The sequence below is a fragment of the Vitiosangium sp. GDMCC 1.1324 genome (genome assembly GCF_003044305.1).
In the GTDB taxonomy this organism is placed as follows: domain Bacteria; phylum Myxococcota; class Myxococcia; order Myxococcales; family Myxococcaceae; genus Archangium.
Genome location: NZ_PZOX01000010.1, coordinates 61,402 through 81,654, shown reverse-complemented (window position 1 = coordinate 81,654; position 20,253 = coordinate 61,402). Strand labels below are relative to the sequence as shown.

Here is a 20,253-nt window from a genome sequence, read left to right as displayed (position 1 = left end):
GGAGATCATCCCGCCGGGTGTTTGCCGCTAGTGCTTCCCGAGTTGCCGATCCCAGGCATACAGCAGCCCCAGCAGATCCGACGTGCAGGCACCGGACACCCGCTCGAAATCTTCGGCATCGAGCGCAAGGAGGCGCTGGCGCTGGAAGGCGGGATCGGCCACCACGTTCCGATTCTTCAGGTTGCGGGCATATGCGAGGGCCCGCGGCATTTCCCGGAAGATGGCCTCGATGCTGTCCTCCCGCGTCGCCCGCGCCATACGCTCCGCCGCGATCTCCAGGCGCGCACGCACCGAAGCTTCTCCTACCGGGCACCACGCATCCATGGCCCAAGCGCAGGAGGCCGCCATCAATTCCTCCAGGGTATGCGCGGCACCGAGGGTTTTGAAGAAGTAGCGCGCGGAATGAAGCGGCTCCCAGAAGCGTAGCGCCGCCTGGAGGCGCAGCGCCGTGAGCGCCGCGCTCCTCGGAGCATCAGGATCAATCGCGAAGTACAGCGCGCCCCAGGCAGTCTCGCGAAAGAACGCTTCATAAGCATCCCTCACGGGGAACGGGTTCTGCCATTCGCCGGACAGGGTTTCGGACAAGTTGCCCATGAGCGTGGACACCATGTACAGCCGCCAGGCTGGGCGCTCGCGCTGGAAGTCGGACACCTCGTGCGTCAGCACTACTTCGCCAGGAGGCACCTCCAGCATCTGCGAAGGGGCGGGGAAGGTGCCGTCCTTGCGGTATTGCTCGCCGCACCGCAGGCCCTCCTTCCTCGTTTTCTGCTGGACCGAGCGTAAGGTGCCATGCAGGAAGGACGGCAGTTGAAGAGAAGCAGGCTGTCCAGGTGCCATGGTGCGCGTCCTATCAAGCCGAGTCCTTACTGAGGAAGGGACATGCCCGCGGCGGCCGGCACCCGGGCTGGTGGCGCGGTCGGTGGAGGCCGGGCTGGGAAGGGGATGACCTGCCCACCTCCTTGAGTGGGGGGCTGCTGAGCCTTCGAGCCCGAGCCCATCTGGCCGAAAATCGCACTCGAGAAGGTCGCCGTCGCGGCGGTGCCGACGATGTCGATGACGAGGCCCACGGCCCCACTGAATGAGGCGAGTTTCTCGCGTCGGTTGACGATGTCTTCCACGGCCTGGGCCACCCACCCACCGTACTGCCGCATCTCCTGCTCGGTGAGCTCCACCCACTGCCCGGCCTCATACGCCGCTTCCTTGGACTCGAAGCGCTGTTGGCTGTGGGTCCAGCGGTACGGGACCACTCCTGGCTCGGTGGTCTGCCACTCCAGGCGCCAGATGTGCTCCCCCTGGGCGAATCGGATGAGGATTTCACCCTGGAATTCCATGCCCCCCCGAGAAGCTCACTCTTGGCGCCGCGGCCCGGTTCAACGCAGCCAGATAGAGGGTGACTTCCCGTCTGCCTTCCTGGAGGCCCTGAACATTCCAGGGCTTGATCTCGAAGACAGACAGTGCATCAACGTCGGTGATGTCCGGGCGTAGATTGCGCTCGTCCGGACGCAGGCGGGACGTGTCCCCGAGCCTCGCTTCTTCGAGGATGAATTTGATTGTCGCGGTGTTGTAATAGATCTGGCCGCCTGGGTGGTTAACGCCATACATGTACGCAATCATCCGGTGCGCGGCGTTGCCGAGAAAGAACTTCCAGGGTGCTTGCGAGTTGGGATTCCGGCCGGGGACGTTGTAGCCCTGGATAGCCGGGCTGGTGGGCTCTGCACCAGTCGCCGGGCCGTCGCTCATGGCCAACAGGAGCCGCGGCGGCGAAGCGGGGCTCAGCGGCGTTCTCAATCGTGACGCCCCCTGGCTCCAGGTGGAGGGGGCCTGCGTGCCGGGAGCCGTAGCGCAGCCGGCGAGCATCCACACGAGAAGCAGGGCCGCCCAACACCGCGCTCCTGGACCGGTGTTCCTCTGCGCGCGCTCCATGGCCTATTCTGCGTCTTCGGCCAGGAGGGGGCCACTCATCCTGCTGAGGTCCTCGCGGTTGACCTTGTCCAGGTTGAACCGCTGGGCGCTGGAGATCATCCGGGCCACGGTGGGCTCGAACTCGACCGGGCCCTCCTTCTTGAAGCGGAGGAAGTTGATGCGGGCCACCACGAAGTTCTTGAGGTAGGGGCTCTGCATGCCCCGCGCCTTGAGGCCCTCCACCACCTTCGCCACCGCGTCGTCCAGCTCCAGCAGCCTGTCGGCGCGGGTCTCTCGCACCTGAAGCGCCTCGGCCAGAGGCAGGTCGAGGAAGGACTCCGCCCGCTTGATGAAGGGATGGTAGGCGCCTCCGGAGAACCGCGGGCGCTTCTCGTAGGCGGCTCCGAGCGTGAGGAACGCCGGCTCCTCGAAGAGGTGCGCGAAGGCGGACTCGCGCCCGGCCCTCGCTCCGGTGAGGCCCCGGTGCATGCGGATGACCTCGAGCGAGCGCTCCTTCAGGTTGTGGGCCTTCTCCGTGTTGAGCGCGAGGATTTGATAGGCCACGTCCTCCTCGGGCAACACCAGCGCCATGATGGACTTGCCGCCCAGGAGCTTCGACGCCTGGAGCCGGTGGTTGCCGTTGGGCGTCCAGTACCGGCCCTCCTTGCGGATGGCGATGATGGGATCCAGGTAGCGGTCCAGCCGCTCCATCGCCGAGGCCAGCCTCTTGATGTGCGGCTCGGATACGTCTCGCTGATAGGGAGTGGGCTCGACCTTGTCGATGGGCAGGGCGGCGAACACCACCGTGTGCCCGCCGAGCGGATCCCGGTAGACGCTCAGCACCTGGCCGCCGTCCTCCTGGATGCCTTGCACCAACTCGACAGGTGGGGTGGCGGCCTCGCTCGCCACCTCGGCGGCGTTGAGTCCCTTGGAGGCGGGCTCGGCCTTCTTGCGGCGGGGCCGGCGGGTCGTCGTGGTGGTCGCTGCCTTCTTGCGCGGTGACTTCGCTGCCATGGGGTCCCCCTTGTCGCGGAAGGAGGACCCTAGGTCATCGCGGCGGCCGGGTGCAGGGGGATTCGCGCCCGGCCCCGTGCCTGTGTCACCTCATGGCACCGGCACCATGTAGAGGCCGAAGAGGCACATCTCGTCCTCCGTCCCGAGTCCCGGACGGATGGGCTTGCTGTACCCGCGCGTGTCGTAGGTGCACTTCACGTGTATCGACTGCTCCGCCGTCCAGCTCAGGGGCGTCTCGTAGAAGTACGTCCGCTGCCAGTTGTAGTCCCACCGGGACACCTGGGCCGCGCAGGTGGAGGTGCCCTTGCCCTCGAAGGTGGCGCTCAGCTCGCGCCCGGCTCCGTGCATGTGCGGGAAGACGCCATAGACGTCGATGCGCGAGGGCTTCATGCCCATGATCTCCTCCACGTAGCTCATCGCCACCTGCCCGGGGATGGTCCACTCGACCGGGACGGCGGCCTGGCCCGGTGGGAGCGGCTGCTCCCGGGGCGTGCCCCGGGTGTTGAGGAACTCGTCGGGGAGAACCGAGATGGCGGGCCGGGCCACGCTCCGAGTCAGCTCCAGCCGGAGCCGCGTCTGGTCCGTGCCCCCGGTCTCCTCGTGCATCAGGTGGGCGGCCGACGTGTGCAGGTGGTAGTGCATCTGCATGACGAGCTGATGCCCCTTGGCCAGGGCCAGCCCCGTCCCCTCGGGATAGTGCGTCACGCCCGTGCCCGGCGCCCAGGTGACGCTCAAGCCGTTGGGGGTGACGCCCTCGCCCGCGGCGCCGAAGCAGGGCCATCCACCCTTCGGGCCCGCTTCCTTCTGGAGGGCCTCCATCCTCTGTCCATTGGTGATGGGCTGCCCGTCCTCTGTCTGGCCTACCACCTGCGCCGGATCCACCGAGTAGACGAGCGCATGATGCACGAGCGCGGTGTTGCCCGGCAGCACCTCGAAGCCCGTGATGAAGCGGCTCTCGTCCAGCTTCGGGTCGAGCAGGAAGCAGCGGTAGTCATCCGTGGTGCTGGCCTCGCTGGGGGCCGGCGTGTAGGGCGCCGACATGGCCAGCTCGAGCGCGCCCGCACCGAGCGAGGAGGACGCCACCGGTTGTGGCTTCCAGCCTGGTGCTCCCTCGGGCGCGCCGGCATCCACCCAGCGGGCGATGGTGTCGATCTGCTCGTCGCTCAGCCAGCGCGCGTCACGGAACGTGTTGCAGCTCCCGTCGCTCTCCACGCCCCAGGGCGGCATGGTCCGCGCCGAGGTGGCCGCCTTGATGGCCTGGGCGTAGTCTCGCGCGCCGGCGTAGCTGTCCAGCCGGAAGGGCGCGACGCCTCCCTCTCGATGGCACGACACGCACTGCGCTTCGATGATGGGGGCGACGTGCTCGCTGAAGGTGGGCGAGGTGGCGGGCGGGGGAGGGGAGGGGGATGGGCTGCATCCGGTGAACAGATGTACCAGCATGGCAACTGAGACAGCCTGGACGGGGACGGACGGAGGGCGGTGACCCTCGGGCCCAGGGACGGCTCGGGACATGACATCGGCTCCAGGTGGTGAGAGAGCGGGCTTCTCGGCCCGCGTCCCTGGAACACTTCTCGTTCCGGGATGTGTCACCGCCCATCGTCGAAGGGATGCGGTTGCCGTGCTCCGATGCGGGCCCACGCTTCCCGCTCGCGTGCCCGCGCCGGTTCGTGGTAGGTGCATCCGCGCAAGCCATTCGGCGTCTCGATGGCGGTTCACCTCACGGTTGAACCGTAGGACGCTCCGGGTGGCTTTGCTTGTGGCCCAGAGTCCCCGGGATGTTCCACCGGCTGCGTTGGACGCAAGCAAGATGAACCCCTCTCAATCCGAGCTGCTCCGCGACACCGTCGAGCACATCGACATCAAGACCCACGACGTGCGCCCGCTCGTGAGGGCCATGGGACACATGGCCTTCCAGGCCCGCAACCTCCACCGGGCGGCCTCGCTCTATGACGCCATGCTGAGCGATGAGCCGTGCGGCGTCATCCTCTGCCTGGCCGGCTCGCTCTTCTCGGCCGGCCTCAAGCAGGTGGTGGTGGACATGGTGCGCCACCGCATGGTGGACGCCATCGTGTCCACCGGGGCCCTCATCGTGGACCAGGACTTCTTCGAGGGCCTCGGCTTCCGGCACTACCTGGGCAGCCCGTATGCGGACGACAACGCCCTGCGCGAGCTGCACATCGATCGCATCTACGACACCTTCATCAACGAGGACGAGCTGCGTGTGTGCGACGCCACCGTGGCGAAGCTCGCCAGCGAGCTGGAGCCGCGTCCCTATTCGTCTCGGGAGTTCATCGGCGAGATGGGGCGCTACCTCTCTCGGCATGGCAAGACGCGCGATAGCGTGGTGCTCGCCGCCTGGGAGGCGGGTGTCCCCATCTTCTGCCCGGCCTTCAGTGATTGCTCGGCGGGCTTCGGCCTCGTCCACCATCAGTGGGAGCGGCGGGGCAGGCCCCATCTGTCCATCGACAGCGCACGGGACTTCCTGGAGCTCACGCGCTGCCGGCTCGCCTTGAAGGACTCGGGGCTCTTCATGGTGGGCGGAGGCGTGCCGAAGAACTTCGCCCAGGATGTGGTCGTGGCCGCGGACTTCATCGGCCAGCCCGTCCCCATGCACAAGTACGCCCTGCAGCTCACGGTCGCCGATGAGCGCGACGGAGCCCTCTCCGGCTCCACGCTCCGGGAGGCCAGCAGCTGGGGCAAGGTGGCCACCACCCACGAGCAGATGGTGTACGGCGAGGCCACGGTGACGATGCCCCTGGTGGTGGGCTACGCCTTCCATCAGCGCTCCTGGGAGAAGCGGCCCGCACGCAGGCTGGTCGAGGCGTGTCTCTGACCCGACAGATGAATCGCCTTCCAGGGCACCTCGCCTGTCCGGCTCATCCGCCTTAACTCAGCCCCCACCTGCCCGGCAGGGGGGCTCGACATGGGCGCACGAAGGCGTGGACTGGCCTGGCGGTGGTTGTCGCCATGGGCCGCGCTGCTGCTGGCTGCCAGTTGCCAGCGCGGCCAGGGTGAGGACTTCGCCGTGGAGCCGGTGCGTCCCGCTCCGGTGCTGGAGGCTCCTCGGGCCTCCGGCGGTGTCTTCCGGCTGAGCGAGCAGCGGGGGCGGGTGGTGGTGCTGTCCTTCGGCTACACGACCTGCCCGGACGTGTGCCCCACCACCTTGTCTCGGCTCGCCCACCTCTATGGGCTGCTGGGCACTGCTTCCCAGAATGTGGAGGTGGTCTTCGTCTCCGTGGATCCGGAGCGCGATAGCGCGGAGCGGCTCGAGGCGTACGTGCATGCCTTCAACCCCCGCTTCATCGGCCTGCGTCTGGAGGGACAGGCGCTCTCGGAGGTGCTGGCCGCCTACCGCGTCACCGCGTCCCGCCGCTACCCGGAGGCCACGCGCTACCGGGAGCATCCGTTTGCCGGGGACATCCCCTACACCGTCGACCACACGGGGGCCTACTTCCTCATCGACAAGCGGGGCGCATTGCGCGCTCGCATCCCCTATACCGTGACCGCTGAGCAACTCCGGGCGGAGGTCGACCGGCTCCTCTCGGAGGAGGGCTCGCCGTGAGTCACGGACGCGAAGGCCGGGCGGTGGTTGTTCTCGTGGCCGTGCTCATGGGGGGCTGCTCCTGCTCGGAGACGCAGGCGCCCCTTCCGGTCCAGCCCGGGCTTCGCGTGGAGCGGGCTCGCGCCCGGCTGACCCCCGCTCAGGTCGGGGCTGTCTACCTCACGCTGGTCAATACCGCTGCGCAGGAGGATCGGCTCCTCTCCGCCGAGACTTCCACCGCCGAGCGGGTGGAGATGCACGAGGTGGTTGCCCAGGGAGAGGTCCTGCGAATGCTCGCGAGGCCCGAGGGCTTCGTGGTGCCAGCGGGAGGCCGCGTCGAGCTGAGGCCGGGTGGCAAGCACCTCATGCTGTACTCCGTCCGGGACGCGCCCGCGCAGCTATCCCTCACCCTCCACTTCGAGAAGGCGGGCACCCTCCAGCTCGTCGTTCCCGTTTCACCGCCCGGTGCCGACGAGCCGTGAGCTCCAGGGGCTTCATGTTCGCGCACTCATGGGCGCGAGCCCTCCTGGTCCTCGTGCTGCTGGCCACTTTCGCCGGAAGCGTGCTCGTCGTCCGCGCGCGGCTCCTCCAGCCACGCCGGGAAGCGGAGCTGGGAGGGCTTCGACTTCGGCTCGAGCGCGCCGTCTGGATGCACGAGCCAACGGACCATGGCGACGCGGCTTCTCTGCCCTCCTCGGAGGGCGCTCCGAAACCCGGTCAGCGCCGGCTCTCCGTGACGCTCACCCTCTTCAATCCGGGGCGTACCCCGCGGGACTTCGCTCCCCGGGAGCTCTTCCTCGCTGAATCCTCGGAGGGCACGGTGTGGGCGCCCACGTTGGAGGGCTCCACCGCGTTCACCCTGCGGCCCGCGGAGCTCTTGCCCGTGACACTGAGCTTCGATGTACCGCCCACTCCGGAGGCCCTTCGTCTGGAGTGGCGGAGGGGAGTGGAGCGCGCGTTGCTCTTCTCCACGCAGCGGCCCCAGGGTGCTGCTCCACCGCGAGCCCCGGTGGCGCGATGGCCCCGGCTCGTGGAAGGGCTCCCACAGGGCGACGCGGTCGCGGGCTCCGCGCTCTACCGGGGCCGGCTTGCTTGCATCTCCTGCCACGGCAATCCCGCGGAGCCGGACAGTCCCCGCCTCGGGCCTTCTCTCGGCGACTTCGCCCGGGTGGGCGCCACCCGCGTCGCGGGCCAGAGCGCGGCGCAGTACGCCTACGAGTCCCTGCTCGACCCGAACGCCTTCATCGCCCCGGAGTGCTCCGGGCAGGCTCCCTGTTCCCGCCCCAGCATCATGCCTCTGTATGGAGAGGTGCTGTCGCAGCAGGAGATGGCGGATCTCATCAGCTACCTCGTGGGCTCGCGAGCGGAGGAGTGAGCATGGACGGTGAGTCCGCGAGGCCGTGGTGGCGAACGCTGGTGCGGCTCGCCGTCCTCCTCACGCTCGGCCTGCTGGGTTGGGAGTTGGTCCTGCTGTGGTTCCTCTCGGGGGACTTCGGCATGCCGGTGAGCGTGTTGGGGCCTCGGCTCGCCCGGGACGCGGCGAGCCTCTTCCTCGTGGCCGTGGTGGCACTGTCCCTCGCGGGCCCTCGTCCTCGGAGCGGCGGTCTGGCCCGGACGACGGTGCAGAAGGCCGCCGCCGTGTCCTCGAGCTTCCTCTTGATGCTGCTCCCCGTGACCTTCGGCCGCAACGTCCCGCGTCAGCCAACGGGAGCACAGGCGAGGGGGGCTGTCTCCGTCGCTGGCCCAGATGGGGAGCGCGCGGATCGCTTCCTCTGTGCCGCGATTGCTCAAGAGGTCCCCACTGCTTCGGTGGTGCGGGAGAATGACTCTCGGGTGGCCGTGGCCCAGGCCGGAGTGCGGGATGCGTTGTTGCTTCAGGTTCCCGTCTTTCCCCTGATGCTCCTCCTGCTGCGTCGCCGCTCGAGGCCCGCCGCGTCCCGCTCACGTGCCGTCGGGAGTCTCCTTCCGCTCCTGCTCTGCCTGGGGCTCTTCTGGGTCTGGAAGACGGATGGGGAGCGTCCTCTTCCAGGCGAACCGTCCCCTCGCGAGGAGGAGAGTGGGTGTCTTCCGGGTGCTCCGGTGAGGTCGTACTTCGTGGCGGCCATCTCCGTGGACCTCCCGCTCAATGCGTGGGGGGATCATGTGCCGCGGAGCTTCATGTACGTCCTCGAAGAGGAGCTGCCGGCCGTCCGGGAGAAGGAGAGGAATGCCGGGCCCCTCCAGCCGCTGGTATTGCGCGCCAACCTGGGGGAGTGCCTCGTCCTCCACTTCACCAACCGGCTGGCCGACGGGCCCGCGGCGCTGCGCATCGAGGGCCTGCGAGCCACCGTGAGGGGCAGTGCCGGTGGGTTCGTTCCGGGTACGTCCGTGGATCCAGGCCAGCGCCTCACGTACGTCCTCTCCCTGTCCGAGCCGGTGGCCGAGGAGGGCATCTACCTTCTGCATGATTCGGAGGACGGTGGGGAGCGCGAGGCGCGCGGGCTCTTCGGAGCGCTCGTCCTGGAGCCAGCGGGTGCGGTGTACCGGGACTCGTCCACGGGCGAGCCGTTGCGGCGCGGCAGTGGGTGGGAGGCCATCATCGACGTTCCCTCGGGCGAGGCCTTCCGGGAGATGGTGCTCCTCTACCACGCCATGGGTCCGCCCGAGGTGGCCGACGTGCGCTCCGCCCGTGGCGCTCTCCTGCCCGTGTTGGACGAGATGGCGGGTCCCTTCCGGCCCGGTGCTTTCGCCGTCAACTACCGCAGCGAGCCCCACTTCGAGCGGGAGGCGCTCCTGTCCGAGGACGGCGAGCCGCGCCGCGCCACCACCCGAGGGCTGGCGACTCCACTGCTTCGCTCGTACCTGGGCGAGCCCGTCAAGCTGCGCGTGGCGCACGCGGGAAGCGCGGAGTTCCACGTCCATCACCTGCATGGTTGGGACGAGCGCCGGGGCCGTGGTGCCCGGCCCTCCTCGGGCTCTTCACTCGAGCTGCCCCACCTCCTGAGCCCAGGCCGTGGCCTCACCCTGGCCACTGCCGGGACGGAGGGGTTTCCGAGGATGGCCGGGGACTTCGTCGTCCATTGCCACATGCCCAACCACTCCACCGGGGGCGAGCGGCTCTCCTGGCGCGTGTTCTCCGAGCGCCAGCCCCAGCTCGCCCCCTTGCCCGGCCGGGCCCCGTGACTACTCCTCGAAGGGGTTGCTGAACCTCGGGTCGTTCACGAAGTCCGTGTCGGTGAGGCTCTCCAGGAAGGCGATGAGGTCCGCGCGCTCCTGGGCGTTCAGGTCGAAGGGGCGCACCAGCGGGTTCTTCAACGGGCTCGTCCGTCCATCCCCCACGTAGGGGCCGCTCGTCACGTCGCGCCCGCCGGCCATGTAGTGGTCCAACACGCCCTCCAGGGTGGCGATACTGCCGTCGTGCATGTAGGGCGCCGTCAGGGCCACGTTGCTCAGGCCGGGCACCCGGAAGCGGCCCATGTCCTTGGCGAGGCCGGTGAACTCGAAGAGGCCGGTGTTGTCCGCCGGGTAGGCGCCCTGGCTGTCCACGTTGTAGAGGCCCGTGTTCTGGAAGTCCCGCTCGGTCAGCACCGTGTCCTTCGAGCGAAAGGAGTTCGTCATGTGTGGCCCGCTGTGGCAGTGGTAGCACTCGGCGCGCTCACCGAAGAACAGCTCCAGGCCCCGCTTGGCGGAGGCGGACAGGGCGTTGATGTCCCCCTGGAGGTAGCGGTCATAGGGGGAGTTGCCCGACAGCAGCGTGCGCTGGAAGGACGCGATCGCCTTCACGACGTTGTCCTTGGTGATGGGCTGCTCGTCGTCCGGGAAGGCCTCGCGGAACAGGGCAGGGTAGCGCGCGTCGTCGCGCAGCCGCTGCAACACCTCGTCCGGGCGCGTGCCCATGCCCAGCTCGATCGGCGCCTCCGCGAAGAGTGGCACGACCGCCTGCTTCTCCAGCGTGTCGAGCACGGGGTTGGCCCAGGTGTACGTGGCGAGGTAGGCCACGTTGGCCAGGCCGGGCGAGTTGCGCGCGACATGCTGCCCCGTGGAGCCGGTGGGCGTGGCCTTGCCGTCGCTGAAGGCCCGCTTCTGCTCGTGGCAGCTCGCGCAGGCCATGGTGCCGTTGCCGGACAGGCGCTCGTCGTAGAAGAGGTAGCGGCCCAGCACCACCTTCTCCTCGGACATGGGGTTGTCCGCGGGGACGAAGGGCTCCGGGAAGCCCGGTGGCAACTGCCACGCATAGGGTTTCTTCTCCTCGCCACAGGCGGTGAGGAGCAGCACCGACAGCAGCGCGGTGCTCCACGTCAACAGGGCTCGTGAGGGCATCGGGGTGGACTCCTTTCACTCCGCGGCGCGGGTCAGCGGACGCGGATGAACGAGGCGGGCACGGCTTGCGGAGTGCCATCCGCCGCCAGCCCCACCTGGGCGAAGAGCGCAGGGCACTCGGGGTCGCTGAGGTGCGACATGCAGCCGGCGTCGTGGTCCGTCTTGTTGTCGATGGCGTGGTCGAGATCCGAGTCGGCGAAGAGGGCCGCCACGTCGAGCACCACCTGGTTCTTCGTCGAATCGAAACCGCTCAAGGACACCGTGGACTGGTTGGTGCTGGCGCAGGTGTAGCCCTCGGCCGTGTTGCCGGTGCAGCCGGACGCGCCCAGGTGGAAGACCCAGCTGTCATTCATCGAGCTACGCACGTCCAGGCGCATGAACTTGTAGCCGGCCGTCCAGCCCCACCACATTCCCGGCAGGCCGAGCGGCGGCGGAGCGGTCAAGCTCAGGTGGTTCTTCTCCTCGGGCAGACCGATCTTGAACTCCACGCCGGTATAGTCATTGAAGTCCGGCGCCTGGCCCACCACCTCCACGCGGGTGTCGGGGTTGTCGGTGTCGCAGGTGCCCGTCCCGTCCGCGAAGTCGAGCAGCGCGATGGTGTCCTGCTGCCACTTTCCGTCCTGGTCCAGGACGAGCGGGTGCCTCTCTCCGTTGGCGCGCACCAGCGTGACGTCCCGCACGTAGAGCTTGAAGTAGAGCAGCTCGATGGTGGTGCCCGTCTTGCCGATGTGGGGATAGGAGGTGTCGCAGCGCAGCGGCTGCTCGCCCACCTGCGGGCTGAACCTCACGGTGAACTTCTTCTGGGCGGAGCCATCTCCACCACACGCCTGGAGCAGGGGGAGCGCGGAGATCAGCAGCCAGGTCGGGAGAGGCTTCTTCAGGAACTTCATCATCCACCTCGGGACGTGCTGGGCATGGCCAGCGGAGTAGGTGATGCCAGCCATAGCAGTCACGGTTCCGCTGCTTCGTGCGGCATTGTGTCGCATCGAAGGGACGGCCGCATGTTGGCCACAGGGCGAACGTCTCGTCCCCTCGGGCATATCGCTCCCACCCGGCGTGCTGGAGGTGTTCACCACTCTCAAGGTCCGAGAGCCATGGAGCGCGTGCGGGGGCGCGATGGTTGGGGCGGCATTACCCTGACGCTTCCTGTCCGCACGGGCCGACAGGCCCTCGGAGTGTGGGGCCGGGGGTGAGGGTCCAATCGCTCGTCACTTGGCGAGCGGGACGGCGGCGGGGAGCACCTCCCGCCGCTTCGCCGTCTCCTTGCGGAGGAACGGCCACTCGACGTACCGGTACACGCATCCGCTCACGGCGATGACTCCCACCGAGGTAGCGGCGATCAGTCCCCAATACGCCGCCATGGGGATGGACCGCATCGGCACGAACGCGGCGACGGTCCGGGTGACGAGGAACAGCACAATGCCGTGGAAGAGGTAGATGCTGTAGCTCATCTTCCCCAGGCACAGCAGCGGTCGGGTCTTCAGTAGACCGAACACCGAGCTCCCTCCGGCCACCAGCGCGAACGCACTGCCGAAGACCGCGGAGTGGAGGAGATCCCATTCCGGGTGCATCGTCACGGTCAGCCAGCCCGCCAGCAAGGGCGGCAGTACCTGGCCCACCCCGCTTCGCGCCAGCCGTTGGAACGGCGCCAGCTCCACCAGGTACGCGATGAGCATTCCGGGCAGGAAGCCATGGAGGAAGTACGGGTGGGCGAACCGGGTGGCGTCGAGGATCGACTGGAGCACCGGGCTCGGGCACGCCCACCTGAACACCGCGAGCCCCACCGCGAGCCAGAGCCACCGCCAGCGTGGTGCCGCCCAGGCAATGGCTGGCAGGAGCGCGTAGAACATCCACTCGAACCGCAGGGACCAGACGACGCCCGCGTCGATCAGGTTCGCCAGGGGGACGCCGTTGAGATCCTGGAAGTAGCCGGTGAACAGGCAGAAGGTCAGCGAGTCCACCACCTGCTTGCCGAGCACCGCCAACGGGAGCCGCGGCGTGCCACCCGAGAGCACCGCCACGATGAGGAAGATGGCGCCCACACTTGCCAGGTACGCGGGGACCAGCCGACGGACCCGGGCGCGCAGAAACGCCACGGGGTGGAGCGGCCCCTTCCGGGCGCGCGACCAGAAGAGATAGCCGGTGATGAAGAAGAAGATCATCACCGAGGAGGTTCCGGCGTTCTCGAGGATCTCTCCGTGGGGAGGGTGTTTCCACTCATTGACGGTGAGCAGGGTCCGGGTCGCGATCGCATGGCAGAGGAACACGCCCGTTGCGAGCAACCCCCGAAGGCCCTCGAGCTGAGTGTTGTAGGACGGGTCCGCCAGCGCGGCTTCCACCTCCTTTCGGAAGAAGGCGTCACGCCGCAGCAGCCACGCTGCCGTCGCCAGCGCCACCGCCAGCGCGCTCAGCGCTCCCACCCAGTGCCATCGGCTCTCCAGGGTGAGGAAGAAAGGGTCGGTCCCGTCCATGGTTCCGGCGTATATCCGGGAGTTCCGCTGCCGCACAGAGCGGCGGGCGTGACGTTGATCTGCGTGGTACTGGAGTCGATGACGTTCGCGGGAACCGGGGGCGCCATCACAGGACAAACGGTGCGCCGTCTGCTGGCCGCTTCTGTCCGCCAGGAAAATGGCCGGGAGCTGCGAGCACTCGTCGTCGACTACGAATGCGGGTGGGTCTTGGGCCTACATGTGTGTTTTTCTTCGCTCGTGGTCGACGACGGGTGATCCGCTTCCAGGGGGCTGAACGCGGTCCGCTGGCGCCCGGAAGGCCTTTCGTTCAGCGGGGTTGGATGCGTTTCCGGGGGTCTCTAATATGCGAGCCCGCATGGCTCCCCCTGATCGCCGCTCACCCCGCAGGCCCGCCGAGCCGTCCGGCGAATCGATGCCGGCTTCGCAGGATCGTACCCGCATCAAGTCCGTCAGCGCGGTGCGTCGCCCTGCTGCCCAGGAAGAGGAGGCGTACGAGTCTTCCGAGGATACGGGCGACGTGGCCGGGAACGAGTCCGGCGACGAGGGCTCCTATGACACGGGGTCCTATGACGAGGATGGCACGCCCGTCCAGGAGGACGATGACGACAATCCGGACGCCACGCGTGCCGGTCCGCCCCTGACGTTGGAGATCATCGAGGGCCCGGACAAGGGCCGGCGCAAGCGCTTCAGGGGCGTGCGCATGGTCATCGGGCGGGGGCAGGACTGCGACGTCGTGCTCCTGGATCAGTCCGTGTCGCGCCGCCACGTGGAGCTGGTGTTCGGCGGCGAGAATGGTGTGCTGCTGCGCGACCTGGTCAGCGGCAACGGCACGCGCGTGAACGATGAGCGCGTGGAAGACTGCAAGCTCAAGCACGACGACGTCATCGCCATCGGCCGCACGAGGATCCGCTTCGTCGACGAGCAGGAGCGCATCAAGCAGATGCGCGTGGCGGCCGAGGAGGCCGAGCGCAAGGAGAAGGAAGAGGCCGAGCGCAAGGCCCGCGAGAAGGAAGAGGCCAAGAAGAAGGCCGCCGAGGCCGCGGCTGCCGGAGGTGAGGAGGGCGCCAACGCAGAGGGAGTCGACGGCGAGAAGGACAAGAAGACGCAGATCCGCTCCATCAAGGACATCCCGCGCCGCGCCCCGCCCAAGAGCAACCCGGTGGGGCTCATCGTGGCGGGCGTGCTGGTGCTGCTGGTGGCCCTCATCGGAGTTGGGGCGCTCTTCAGCAAGCGGGGTCCGCCCCCTCCGCCGCCTCCCAACCCGAAGCAGGAGCAGGCTCGGGGACTGATGAAGGAGGCGCGCGTCGCCTTCCGGATGGGCGAGTACGAGAAGGCGGTGAAGCTGGCCGAAGAGGCGGACGCCACCTTCGCGGGCGTGGACGCGGAGGGCGGCCTCCTGGACGCGGCGCGCAAGGAGCTGGCCATCGTGGAGGCGTATGCCCAGGTGCGCCAGCTGGCGGGCGAGAACAAGTTCACCGAGGCGCGCGAGCTGCTGACGAAGACGCCCACCAGCACCATGCAGCCCACGGAGCAGCAGCGGGAGACGCTCGACGCCGAGCTGGCGCTGGGGGAGGTCGCCTTCCTGGTGAAGCAGGTGGAAGCGGCGCTGGAGGCCCAGGACGCGGAGGGGGCTCGGGCTCTCATCCAGCGGCTGCCCCTGGAGCGCCAGCCTCTCTATCTGGGCAAGGTGGGGGATCTGGAGGCGATGCTCGCCGAGGCCGCCAAGGACGCCGCCGCCCAGGACCGGGCCCAGAGAGCCGCCGCGGCCCGCAGGGCGAAGGAGCAGCGCGAGGCGTTCATCGCCTCCGCCTTCAGCGGCGTGGAGTCGCGCTTCAACGCGGGGGATTACTCGCGTGCGGTGCTCGAGTGCGACCGGGTCATCGAGGACCACTCGGACGACAAGGAGATCCGCGATCGGGCCAAGGCGCTCAAGAAGCTCATCCCCCAGTTCGCGCGGCTCTACCAGGACGCGCAGCGCAAGTTGCAGGCCAACGCGCTGGAGTCCGCGGCGCGCCCGCTGCGCTCGGCGGCGGACCTGTACCGGCAGATGGGCTTCAAGGGGGCCCTCGGGGATACCCTCAACGGTCAGCTCGCCTCGTCCGCCGTCGTCGCGGGCAAGGCCGCCCTGGCTCGCAATGACGTGGCCAACGCCGCCACCTACTTCAATGAGGCCCTGCGGCTGAACCCGGACGACCCCAAGGTCCAGTCCGGCATGGAGGCCATCCAGGGCAAGCTGAGCGATCTGTTCAAGCAGGCCTACATCCAGCGGGATAGAGATCCCGAGGGCTCGGCGGAGAAGTTCCGGTTGATCGCCCAGCTTGCGGCCGAGGGTTCCGAGCTCAAGAGCAGGGCACAGGCACAACTCCAGGCGCTGGAACAGTAGGGATGGAGTAGGGTCACCCCCCATGGTTCGTGGAGGAGAGGGATGAACGAGTCATCGTTGCGGGAGCTCGGGCTGGATCTGCTGGAGGACCGGCAGTTCGAGCGTGCGCTCGCGGTGTTCGCCGAGGCGGTACGCCGGGTGCCCGCGGATCACCGCTCGCGGATGTTGGCCGCGCGCTGCCTGTCGGAGTTGGGAGAGCGTGAGCGGGCGGTAACCGCGTATCACGCCTGTGCCGAGGGCCTGTTGCGGCGCGACTACCTGCTGTCCGCGATGGCGGCATGCAAGCTGGGGTTGGAGTTGGCACCCCAGGAGCGGCGGCTCAAGGACACGCTGGTGCGTCTGCACACTCGCGCGGCGCGCAACGTGGCGGGCCGTGCCTCGGTGCCCCCGCCGCTGCCGCCGGAGACGCTCTATGACGGCAAGGTGGACACGGACCTGATGGGACTGTCCGGTGAGGAGCTGAGCGATCGCGCCATCGAGGTGCTCGCCGCGCCGGACCCGGGTGGTGCCGCCAACCCGAACGACCGGCCCCCGCTGCCGCTCTTCGCGGACCTGGAGCTCGATGCGTTCATCGACCTGGTGGGCCGCATGGGCCTGCGCTCCATCAAGCCCGACGAGGTGGTGAGCGCCGAGGGCGCGGCCTCGGACCGGCTGCACGTCATCGTCGCCGGCAAGGCCGAGGTGACGCGGCAGGTGGAGGGCGAGGCGCGCACGCTGGGCTTCCTCGGCGGCGGCTCCATCTTCGGCGAGCTGTCGCTGCTCACGGGCGCTCCGCCCTCGGCGACCATCACGGCCGTCTCGGACATGGAGGTGTTCGAGATCCGCCGCGAGCACCTCAATGCGGTGGCCAAGAGCTTCCCCGCGATGCCGCAGGTGCTGGCCAACTTCGCGCAGAAGCGCATGGAGCGGAACCTGACGGCCACCTCGCCGCTGTTCCAGCCCATGCCCGAGTCCGAGCGCACCGCGCTGCTGCAGCGCTTCGCCTTCCGCGCGCTGCAGCCGGGGGAGAAGGTGCTGGTGGAGGGCGAGCACTCGCCGGGCCTCTTCCTGGTGCTCGCGGGCGAATTGGTGGTGCAGAAGGACGACCCGGCCGGTGGCGCCGTGCGCCTGGGCGTGCTGCGCGAGGGCGAGGTGGCGGGGGAGATCTCCCTGCTCACCGGCCTGCGTGCCACGGCCACGGTGGTGTCCGCGCGCAAGACGGCGGCGGCCTTCCTGGAGCGCGCGGCCTTCCACGAGCTGGTGAAGACCTATCCGCACATCAAGAAGTACCTGGAGCAGCTCTCGGATCGCCGGCTGAAGCAGATCGGCGAGGCGCTGCGGCCCGCGGAGATCCTCGACGCGGACGAGCTCTTGCTGGAGAGCGAAGGAACGGGGACGGCCTGAGGCCGTGGGAGCACTCGGATGACCTTGTCGAGAGGGCACGTGCTGGGGGTGGTGCTGGCGCTGCTGGCGGCCGGCGGGGTGCTGGCCTTCTGGCCCCAGGAGGAGCCCGGGGTGAAGGAGGCCATCACGCGCAAGGTGGTGAAGATGACGGATGCCGCCGAGCGCAAGGACATGGCCGAGCTGATGGCGGGGGTCTCCGACACCTTCAGCTCGGGCGAGGGGTGGAGCAAACAGGACGTGAAGGGCGTGCTGCTGGGCCAGGTGCTCAGGGGCAACTGGATGCGCGTCTTCGTGCGCGACCTGCAGGTGACCGAGGTGAACCCCAGCCGGGGCGACGTGCAGGTGAAGATCATCTTCGGCCGCTCGGAGGCGGATCAGCTCGAGAAGCTGGCGCAGGACAGCGTGCTGAGCGCCTACCTGATCGAAGGCACCTTCGAGAAGCAGAGCGATGGGGAGTGGCGGGTGGTGCAGGCCAAACACCGCCCCCTGAGCCCGACCGAGCTGTTCTGAGCCCTTGCGCGCCTACTGGAGCAGCGCGTCCGTCTCGGTCTTCCACGCCTTGGCCATGGTGGGCTGGCCCGCGGCCGCCAGGTGCTTCTCTACGTCCGAGGCCTTGACCTTGAGCGCCTCCAGCGGAGCCCCCTGCAGGCGCGCCCGGGTGAGCCCGAAGAAGTAGTGCTGGCAGCCGTGGGCGAACTCGCCCTTCGCGAAGAGCAGCTCGCCCATGGCCTCGTAGGCCTCGGGGAGGGTGCCCATGCCGCTCTCCGGCGCCACCTCCACCAGCAGGGGCCGGGCCGTGTCGTAGTCCTTGCGCGCCAGCAGCAGCGCCGCCTTCGCGTACTGCGCCCGCGCCATGCCCACGCCCTTCACCGCCAGGGCCCGGTCGTACGCCGCCATCGCGTCATCCGCGCGTGCCAGCGCCTCCAGCACGTGGCCTCGTGCCAGCCAGTACCGCTCATCCCGCTCCAGCGCGCCCACCGTCTTTCCCTCGGGAGCTGGCACCTGGACACCGCGGAAGACGGCCTCGTAGGCATCCAGCAGCGCCAGTGCGCCCTCGCCATCCCCCGCCTCTTGCAAGGCCCTCGCGCCGTCCAGGTAGAGCAGGGGGGCCGTCCGCCGCTTCGCCACCGCCTCTTGGAAGGCAGCACGAGCCCCCGGATCCTTCTTCAGGGCCAGCGCCCGCGCGCGGATGAAGAGGGCATGGTGCTCCTCCGGAGACGCGGCGAGCGCCTCACCCGCGTCTTTCAGCGCCTCGTCCGTGTTGCCGTCCGCCAGTGCCACCGCGGCCCGTACCACCCGGGCCCGGGCCTTCAACGCCGGGGAGAGCTCGGCCTCGCGCGCCAGCACATCCGTCACGATCTTGGTGGCCTCGTCTCGTCCCGTGCCCTGGTACAGCCGCGCGAGTGCCAGGGAGAGCCTCGCGCGCAGGTGGTCCGGGTTGGCGGCCGTGGCTTTCTTCAACGCCTCGGCGGCCTGGGCGTACAGGCCCTCGTCGAGCAGGGCCTCCCCGTGGGCCACGGGGTAGCGCGGCTCCCGCCAGGCCGCCTCGCTGGCTCGCGCGAAGGCCTGCCGCGCCTCCGATAGCCGCCCGCGCGCCAGCAGCGCCTGGGCCTCCGCCAGCGACAGCTTGGGACTCTTGGCGCCCTGCGCCTTCAGCCCCTCCAGGAACTGCTCCGCCTCGGTGGCCTTGCCCTCGGCCAGCAAGATGAGAGCCCGCGTTCCGTAGCGCTCGCCTGAGCGGGAGTCCAACGCCTCGGCGCGTGCCAGGTGCTCGCGGGCCGGGGCCTCGGCGTCCGGCTGGCGGTACTCCAGCCACAGCCGCGCGTTCACGTCCGCCGCCAGGGCCTGGGCGTCGCGCGCATCCGCGTCCAGCCGGAAGAGGGCCTCCAGCTCGGCCAGCGCCTTGCGCAGGTCCGCCGGGTTGTCGCGCTGGGCCAGCGTCCGCGCCGCCTTCATCCGCGCACCCATCTGCTGGCGCACCGAGCCCCGGTGCACCACGTACGTCACCGCGCTCGCCAGCAGCACTCCCACCACGGCTACCTGCACGAGCGCGCTCGGCAGGCTCTCCCGCCTCCGCCAGTCCCTCGGTCCGTCGTGGCTTCCGTTCGTCGCGGGCATGGGGGTGGCCTCCGAAACGAGAATTTGAATGGTTTCAGATGTTTATGGATGAGACGATGGGGTGGCTCGTAGATAGGCACGGCCCCCCGGAGCGTCAACGAGGGGGGCTCATCGGGCGCGGCGCGTATGCCGCGGACAGGACATCATCATGGCGCTCTACACCACGCTCGACGCGGCGGCCTTCCACCGGCTGGCGGAGGCTTATGGCCTGGGGACCGTGCGCGAGTTCACCGGCATTCCGCAGGGTTCCATCAACACCAACTCCCGGCTGGTGACGACCTCGGGGCGCTACTTCGTGCGCCACACCACGGTGCGCTCGGCGGAGGATCTGCGCTTCGAGGCGGCGCTGCTGACGCTGCTCAACGAGTCACACTTCCCCTCGCCGCGGCTCGTCTCCACGCGCGAGGGCGCGCCCTTCCTGGAGTGGGAGGGAGGCCGGGCGTGTGTCTTCGCGTGGCTCTCGGGCGAGGAGCTCACCCGCGCACAGCTCACCCCCGAACACCTGGAGGCGCTGGGGCTGGAGCTGGGCAAGCTGCACCGCATCAGCCTGTCCTTCGGCGGCGAGCGCGCCAACCCGTATGGCCCGGAGGTGGTGCGCGGCTGGCTGGAGGGGCTCAAACGTCACCCGGACGCGGAACTGTCGGCCATCGCCGGGGAGCTGGAGGGCTACCTGGAGCGGGCCGAGTCGGCGCGCGGAGGCCTGGAGCCGCGCGGCGTCATCCACGCGGACCTCTTCCTGGACAACGTGAAGTGGCTGGGGGACCGGGTGAGCGCCTTCTTCGACTTCGAGATGGCGTGCCGGGACTTCTTCGCGCTGGACGTGGCCATCACCCTCAACGCGTGGTGCTTCGACAACGGCACCTACCGGCCGGAGCTGTGCCGGGGGCTGCTGCGCGGCTACCAAGTGGAGCGCGCGCTGGTGCCGGTGGAGCGCGAGAGCCTCTTCGGCCACGCGCTCTTCGGAGCAGTGCGTTACACGGCCAGCCGCATCCGCGATTTCCACCTCTCCGGGCTGCCGCCTGACAAATTGGCACCGAAGGACTTCCGCACCTACCTGGCCCGGGCCCGGGCCCTCGCGAAGATGGGGCCCGAGGGCCTGCGCGCGCTCGTGGGCGTGTGAGCGCGCGCGGCGGGGCTCAGGG

Annotated in this window: 18 protein-coding genes; 9 read left to right on the top strand and 9 right to left on the bottom strand. The window is 69.0% G+C overall.

Annotated elements, in window-relative coordinates; translation table 11 throughout:
- Positions 1-27: 27 nt before the first annotated feature.
- The 5 genes from DAT35_RS27705 to DAT35_RS27685 form a co-directional block, all read right to left on the bottom strand.
- Positions 28-666, bottom strand: a complete 639-nt coding sequence (locus tag DAT35_RS27705) for a hypothetical protein (RefSeq protein ID WP_233261750.1) — start codon at positions 664-666, stop codon at positions 28-30.
- A 197-nt stretch (positions 667-863) separates the two neighbouring features.
- Positions 864-1,331 carry a hypothetical protein gene (locus DAT35_RS27700; protein ID WP_108070466.1) on the bottom strand — a complete coding sequence of 156 codons (468 nt, stop codon included), beginning with the start codon at positions 1,329-1,331 and terminating at the stop codon, positions 864-866.
- Positions 1,315-1,788 (bottom strand): hypothetical protein, encoded by a 474-nt coding sequence (locus DAT35_RS27695; protein ID WP_146209906.1) that lies wholly within the window; start codon positions 1,786-1,788, stop codon positions 1,315-1,317. Before DAT35_RS27695 ends, DAT35_RS27700 begins: the two co-directional genes overlap by 17 nt.
- A 138-nt stretch (positions 1,789-1,926) precedes the next feature.
- Positions 1,927-2,916 carry a ParB/RepB/Spo0J family partition protein gene (locus DAT35_RS27690; RefSeq protein ID WP_108070462.1) on the bottom strand — a complete coding sequence of 330 codons (990 nt, stop codon included), beginning with the start codon at positions 2,914-2,916 and terminating at the stop codon, positions 1,927-1,929.
- 90 nt (positions 2,917-3,006) lie between these two features.
- A complete protein-coding gene (locus DAT35_RS27685; RefSeq protein ID WP_158501903.1) occupies positions 3,007-4,356 on the bottom strand; it encodes a hypothetical protein in 1,350 nt (449 codons plus the stop codon).
- Between the two features lie 367 nt (positions 4,357-4,723).
- Between DAT35_RS27685 and DAT35_RS27680 the strand changes: the two genes are divergently transcribed.
- From DAT35_RS27680 to DAT35_RS27660, 5 genes are all read left to right on the top strand, one after another.
- Complete coding sequence (locus DAT35_RS27680) at positions 4,724-5,749, top strand: deoxyhypusine synthase (RefSeq protein ID WP_108070458.1); 1,026 nt, start codon at positions 4,724-4,726, stop codon at positions 5,747-5,749.
- Positions 5,750-5,839: 90 nt separating this feature from the next.
- Positions 5,840-6,478 (top strand): SCO family protein, encoded by a 639-nt coding sequence (locus DAT35_RS27675; RefSeq protein WP_108070456.1) that lies wholly within the window; start codon positions 5,840-5,842, stop codon positions 6,476-6,478.
- Positions 6,475-6,939 carry a copper chaperone PCu(A)C gene (locus tag DAT35_RS27670; protein WP_233261749.1) on the top strand — a complete coding sequence of 155 codons (465 nt, stop codon included), beginning with the start codon at positions 6,475-6,477 and terminating at the stop codon, positions 6,937-6,939. Before DAT35_RS27675 ends, DAT35_RS27670 begins: the two co-directional genes overlap by 4 nt.
- Before the next feature lie 14 nt (positions 6,940-6,953).
- Positions 6,954-7,832: a cytochrome c family protein gene (locus tag DAT35_RS27665; protein ID WP_108070987.1), complete on the top strand. Its 879-nt coding sequence runs from the start codon at positions 6,954-6,956 to the stop codon at positions 7,830-7,832.
- 2 nt (positions 7,833-7,834) lie between these two features.
- On the top strand, positions 7,835-9,619 hold the full coding sequence (locus DAT35_RS27660) for a cupredoxin (protein ID WP_108070454.1): 1,785 nt from the start codon (positions 7,835-7,837) through the stop codon (positions 9,617-9,619).
- Here DAT35_RS27660 and DAT35_RS27655 read toward each other — a convergent pair whose 3' ends face one another.
- From DAT35_RS27655 to DAT35_RS27645, 3 genes are all read right to left on the bottom strand, one after another.
- Positions 9,620-10,756 carry a methanobactin export MATE transporter MbnM gene (locus tag DAT35_RS27655; protein WP_108070452.1) on the bottom strand — a complete coding sequence of 379 codons (1,137 nt, stop codon included), beginning with the start codon at positions 10,754-10,756 and terminating at the stop codon, positions 9,620-9,622.
- Positions 10,757-10,788: 32 nt separating this feature from the next.
- On the bottom strand, positions 10,789-11,700 hold the full coding sequence (locus DAT35_RS27650) for an MbnP family copper-binding protein (protein ID WP_233261769.1): 912 nt from the start codon (positions 11,698-11,700) through the stop codon (positions 10,789-10,791).
- A gap of 264 nt (positions 11,701-11,964) precedes the next feature.
- The gene (locus DAT35_RS27645; RefSeq protein WP_108070448.1) at positions 11,965-13,227 is read right to left on the bottom strand and encodes an acyltransferase; all 1,263 of its coding nucleotides are present in this window, start codon (positions 13,225-13,227) and stop codon (positions 11,965-11,967) included.
- A 355-nt stretch (positions 13,228-13,582) separates the two neighbouring features.
- Between DAT35_RS27645 and DAT35_RS27635 the strand changes: the two genes are divergently transcribed.
- The 3 genes from DAT35_RS27635 to DAT35_RS27625 are packed head-to-tail and all read left to right on the top strand — an operon-like array spanning position 13,583 to position 17,503.
- Complete coding sequence (locus tag DAT35_RS27635; protein WP_146209904.1) at positions 13,583-15,610, top strand: FHA domain-containing protein; 2,028 nt, start codon at positions 13,583-13,585, stop codon at positions 15,608-15,610.
- 42 nt (positions 15,611-15,652) lie between these two features.
- Complete coding sequence (locus DAT35_RS27630) at positions 15,653-16,993, top strand: cyclic nucleotide-binding domain-containing protein (RefSeq protein WP_108070442.1); 1,341 nt, start codon at positions 15,653-15,655, stop codon at positions 16,991-16,993.
- An 18-nt stretch (positions 16,994-17,011) separates the two neighbouring features.
- The gene (locus tag DAT35_RS27625; protein WP_108070440.1) at positions 17,012-17,503 is read left to right on the top strand and encodes a hypothetical protein; all 492 of its coding nucleotides are present in this window, start codon (positions 17,012-17,014) and stop codon (positions 17,501-17,503) included.
- Positions 17,504-17,515: 12 nt separating this feature from the next.
- On the opposite strand, the gene DAT35_RS27620 is transcribed toward DAT35_RS27625, so the two are convergent.
- Entirely contained in the window at positions 17,516-19,111 is a 1,596-nt protein-coding gene (locus tag DAT35_RS27620; protein WP_108070438.1) for a tetratricopeptide repeat protein, read from the bottom strand.
- Between the two features lie 148 nt (positions 19,112-19,259).
- Here DAT35_RS27620 and DAT35_RS27615 point away from each other — a divergent pair, with 148 nt between their 5' ends.
- On the top strand, positions 19,260-20,231 hold the full coding sequence (locus tag DAT35_RS27615; protein ID WP_108070436.1) for a homoserine kinase: 972 nt from the start codon (positions 19,260-19,262) through the stop codon (positions 20,229-20,231).
- Positions 20,232-20,253 lie beyond the last annotated feature (22 nt).

Coding starts and splice junctions, on each gene's coding strand:
- DAT35_RS27700 (WP_108070466.1), bottom strand. CDS start 1,331: ATGGAATTCCAGGGTGAAATCCTCATCCGATTCGCCCAGGGGGAGCAC.
- DAT35_RS27690 (WP_108070462.1), bottom strand. CDS start 2,916: ATGGCAGCGAAGTCACCGCGCAAGAAGGCAGCGACCACCACGACGACC.
- DAT35_RS27685 (WP_158501903.1), bottom strand. CDS start 4,356: ATGCTGGTACATCTGTTCACCGGATGCAGCCCATCCCCCTCCCCTCCC.
- DAT35_RS27680 (WP_108070458.1), top strand. CDS start 4,724: ATGAACCCCTCTCAATCCGAGCTGCTCCGCGACACCGTCGAGCACATC.
- DAT35_RS27675 (WP_108070456.1), top strand. CDS start 5,840: ATGGGCGCACGAAGGCGTGGACTGGCCTGGCGGTGGTTGTCGCCATGG.
- DAT35_RS27665 (WP_108070987.1), top strand. CDS start 6,954: ATGTTCGCGCACTCATGGGCGCGAGCCCTCCTGGTCCTCGTGCTGCTG.
- DAT35_RS27660 (WP_108070454.1), top strand. CDS start 7,835: ATGGACGGTGAGTCCGCGAGGCCGTGGTGGCGAACGCTGGTGCGGCTC.
- DAT35_RS27655 (WP_108070452.1), bottom strand. CDS start 10,756: ATGCCCTCACGAGCCCTGTTGACGTGGAGCACCGCGCTGCTGTCGGTG.
- DAT35_RS27650 (WP_233261769.1), bottom strand. CDS start 11,700: ATGGCTGGCATCACCTACTCCGCTGGCCATGCCCAGCACGTCCCGAGG.
- DAT35_RS27645 (WP_108070448.1), bottom strand. CDS start 13,227: ATGGACGGGACCGACCCTTTCTTCCTCACCCTGGAGAGCCGATGGCAC.
- DAT35_RS27635 (WP_146209904.1), top strand. CDS start 13,583: ATGGCTCCCCCTGATCGCCGCTCACCCCGCAGGCCCGCCGAGCCGTCC.
- DAT35_RS27630 (WP_108070442.1), top strand. CDS start 15,653: ATGAACGAGTCATCGTTGCGGGAGCTCGGGCTGGATCTGCTGGAGGAC.
- DAT35_RS27625 (WP_108070440.1), top strand. CDS start 17,012: ATGACCTTGTCGAGAGGGCACGTGCTGGGGGTGGTGCTGGCGCTGCTG.
- DAT35_RS27620 (WP_108070438.1), bottom strand. CDS start 19,111: ATGCCCGCGACGAACGGAAGCCACGACGGACCGAGGGACTGGCGGAGG.
- DAT35_RS27615 (WP_108070436.1), top strand. CDS start 19,260: ATGGCGCTCTACACCACGCTCGACGCGGCGGCCTTCCACCGGCTGGCG.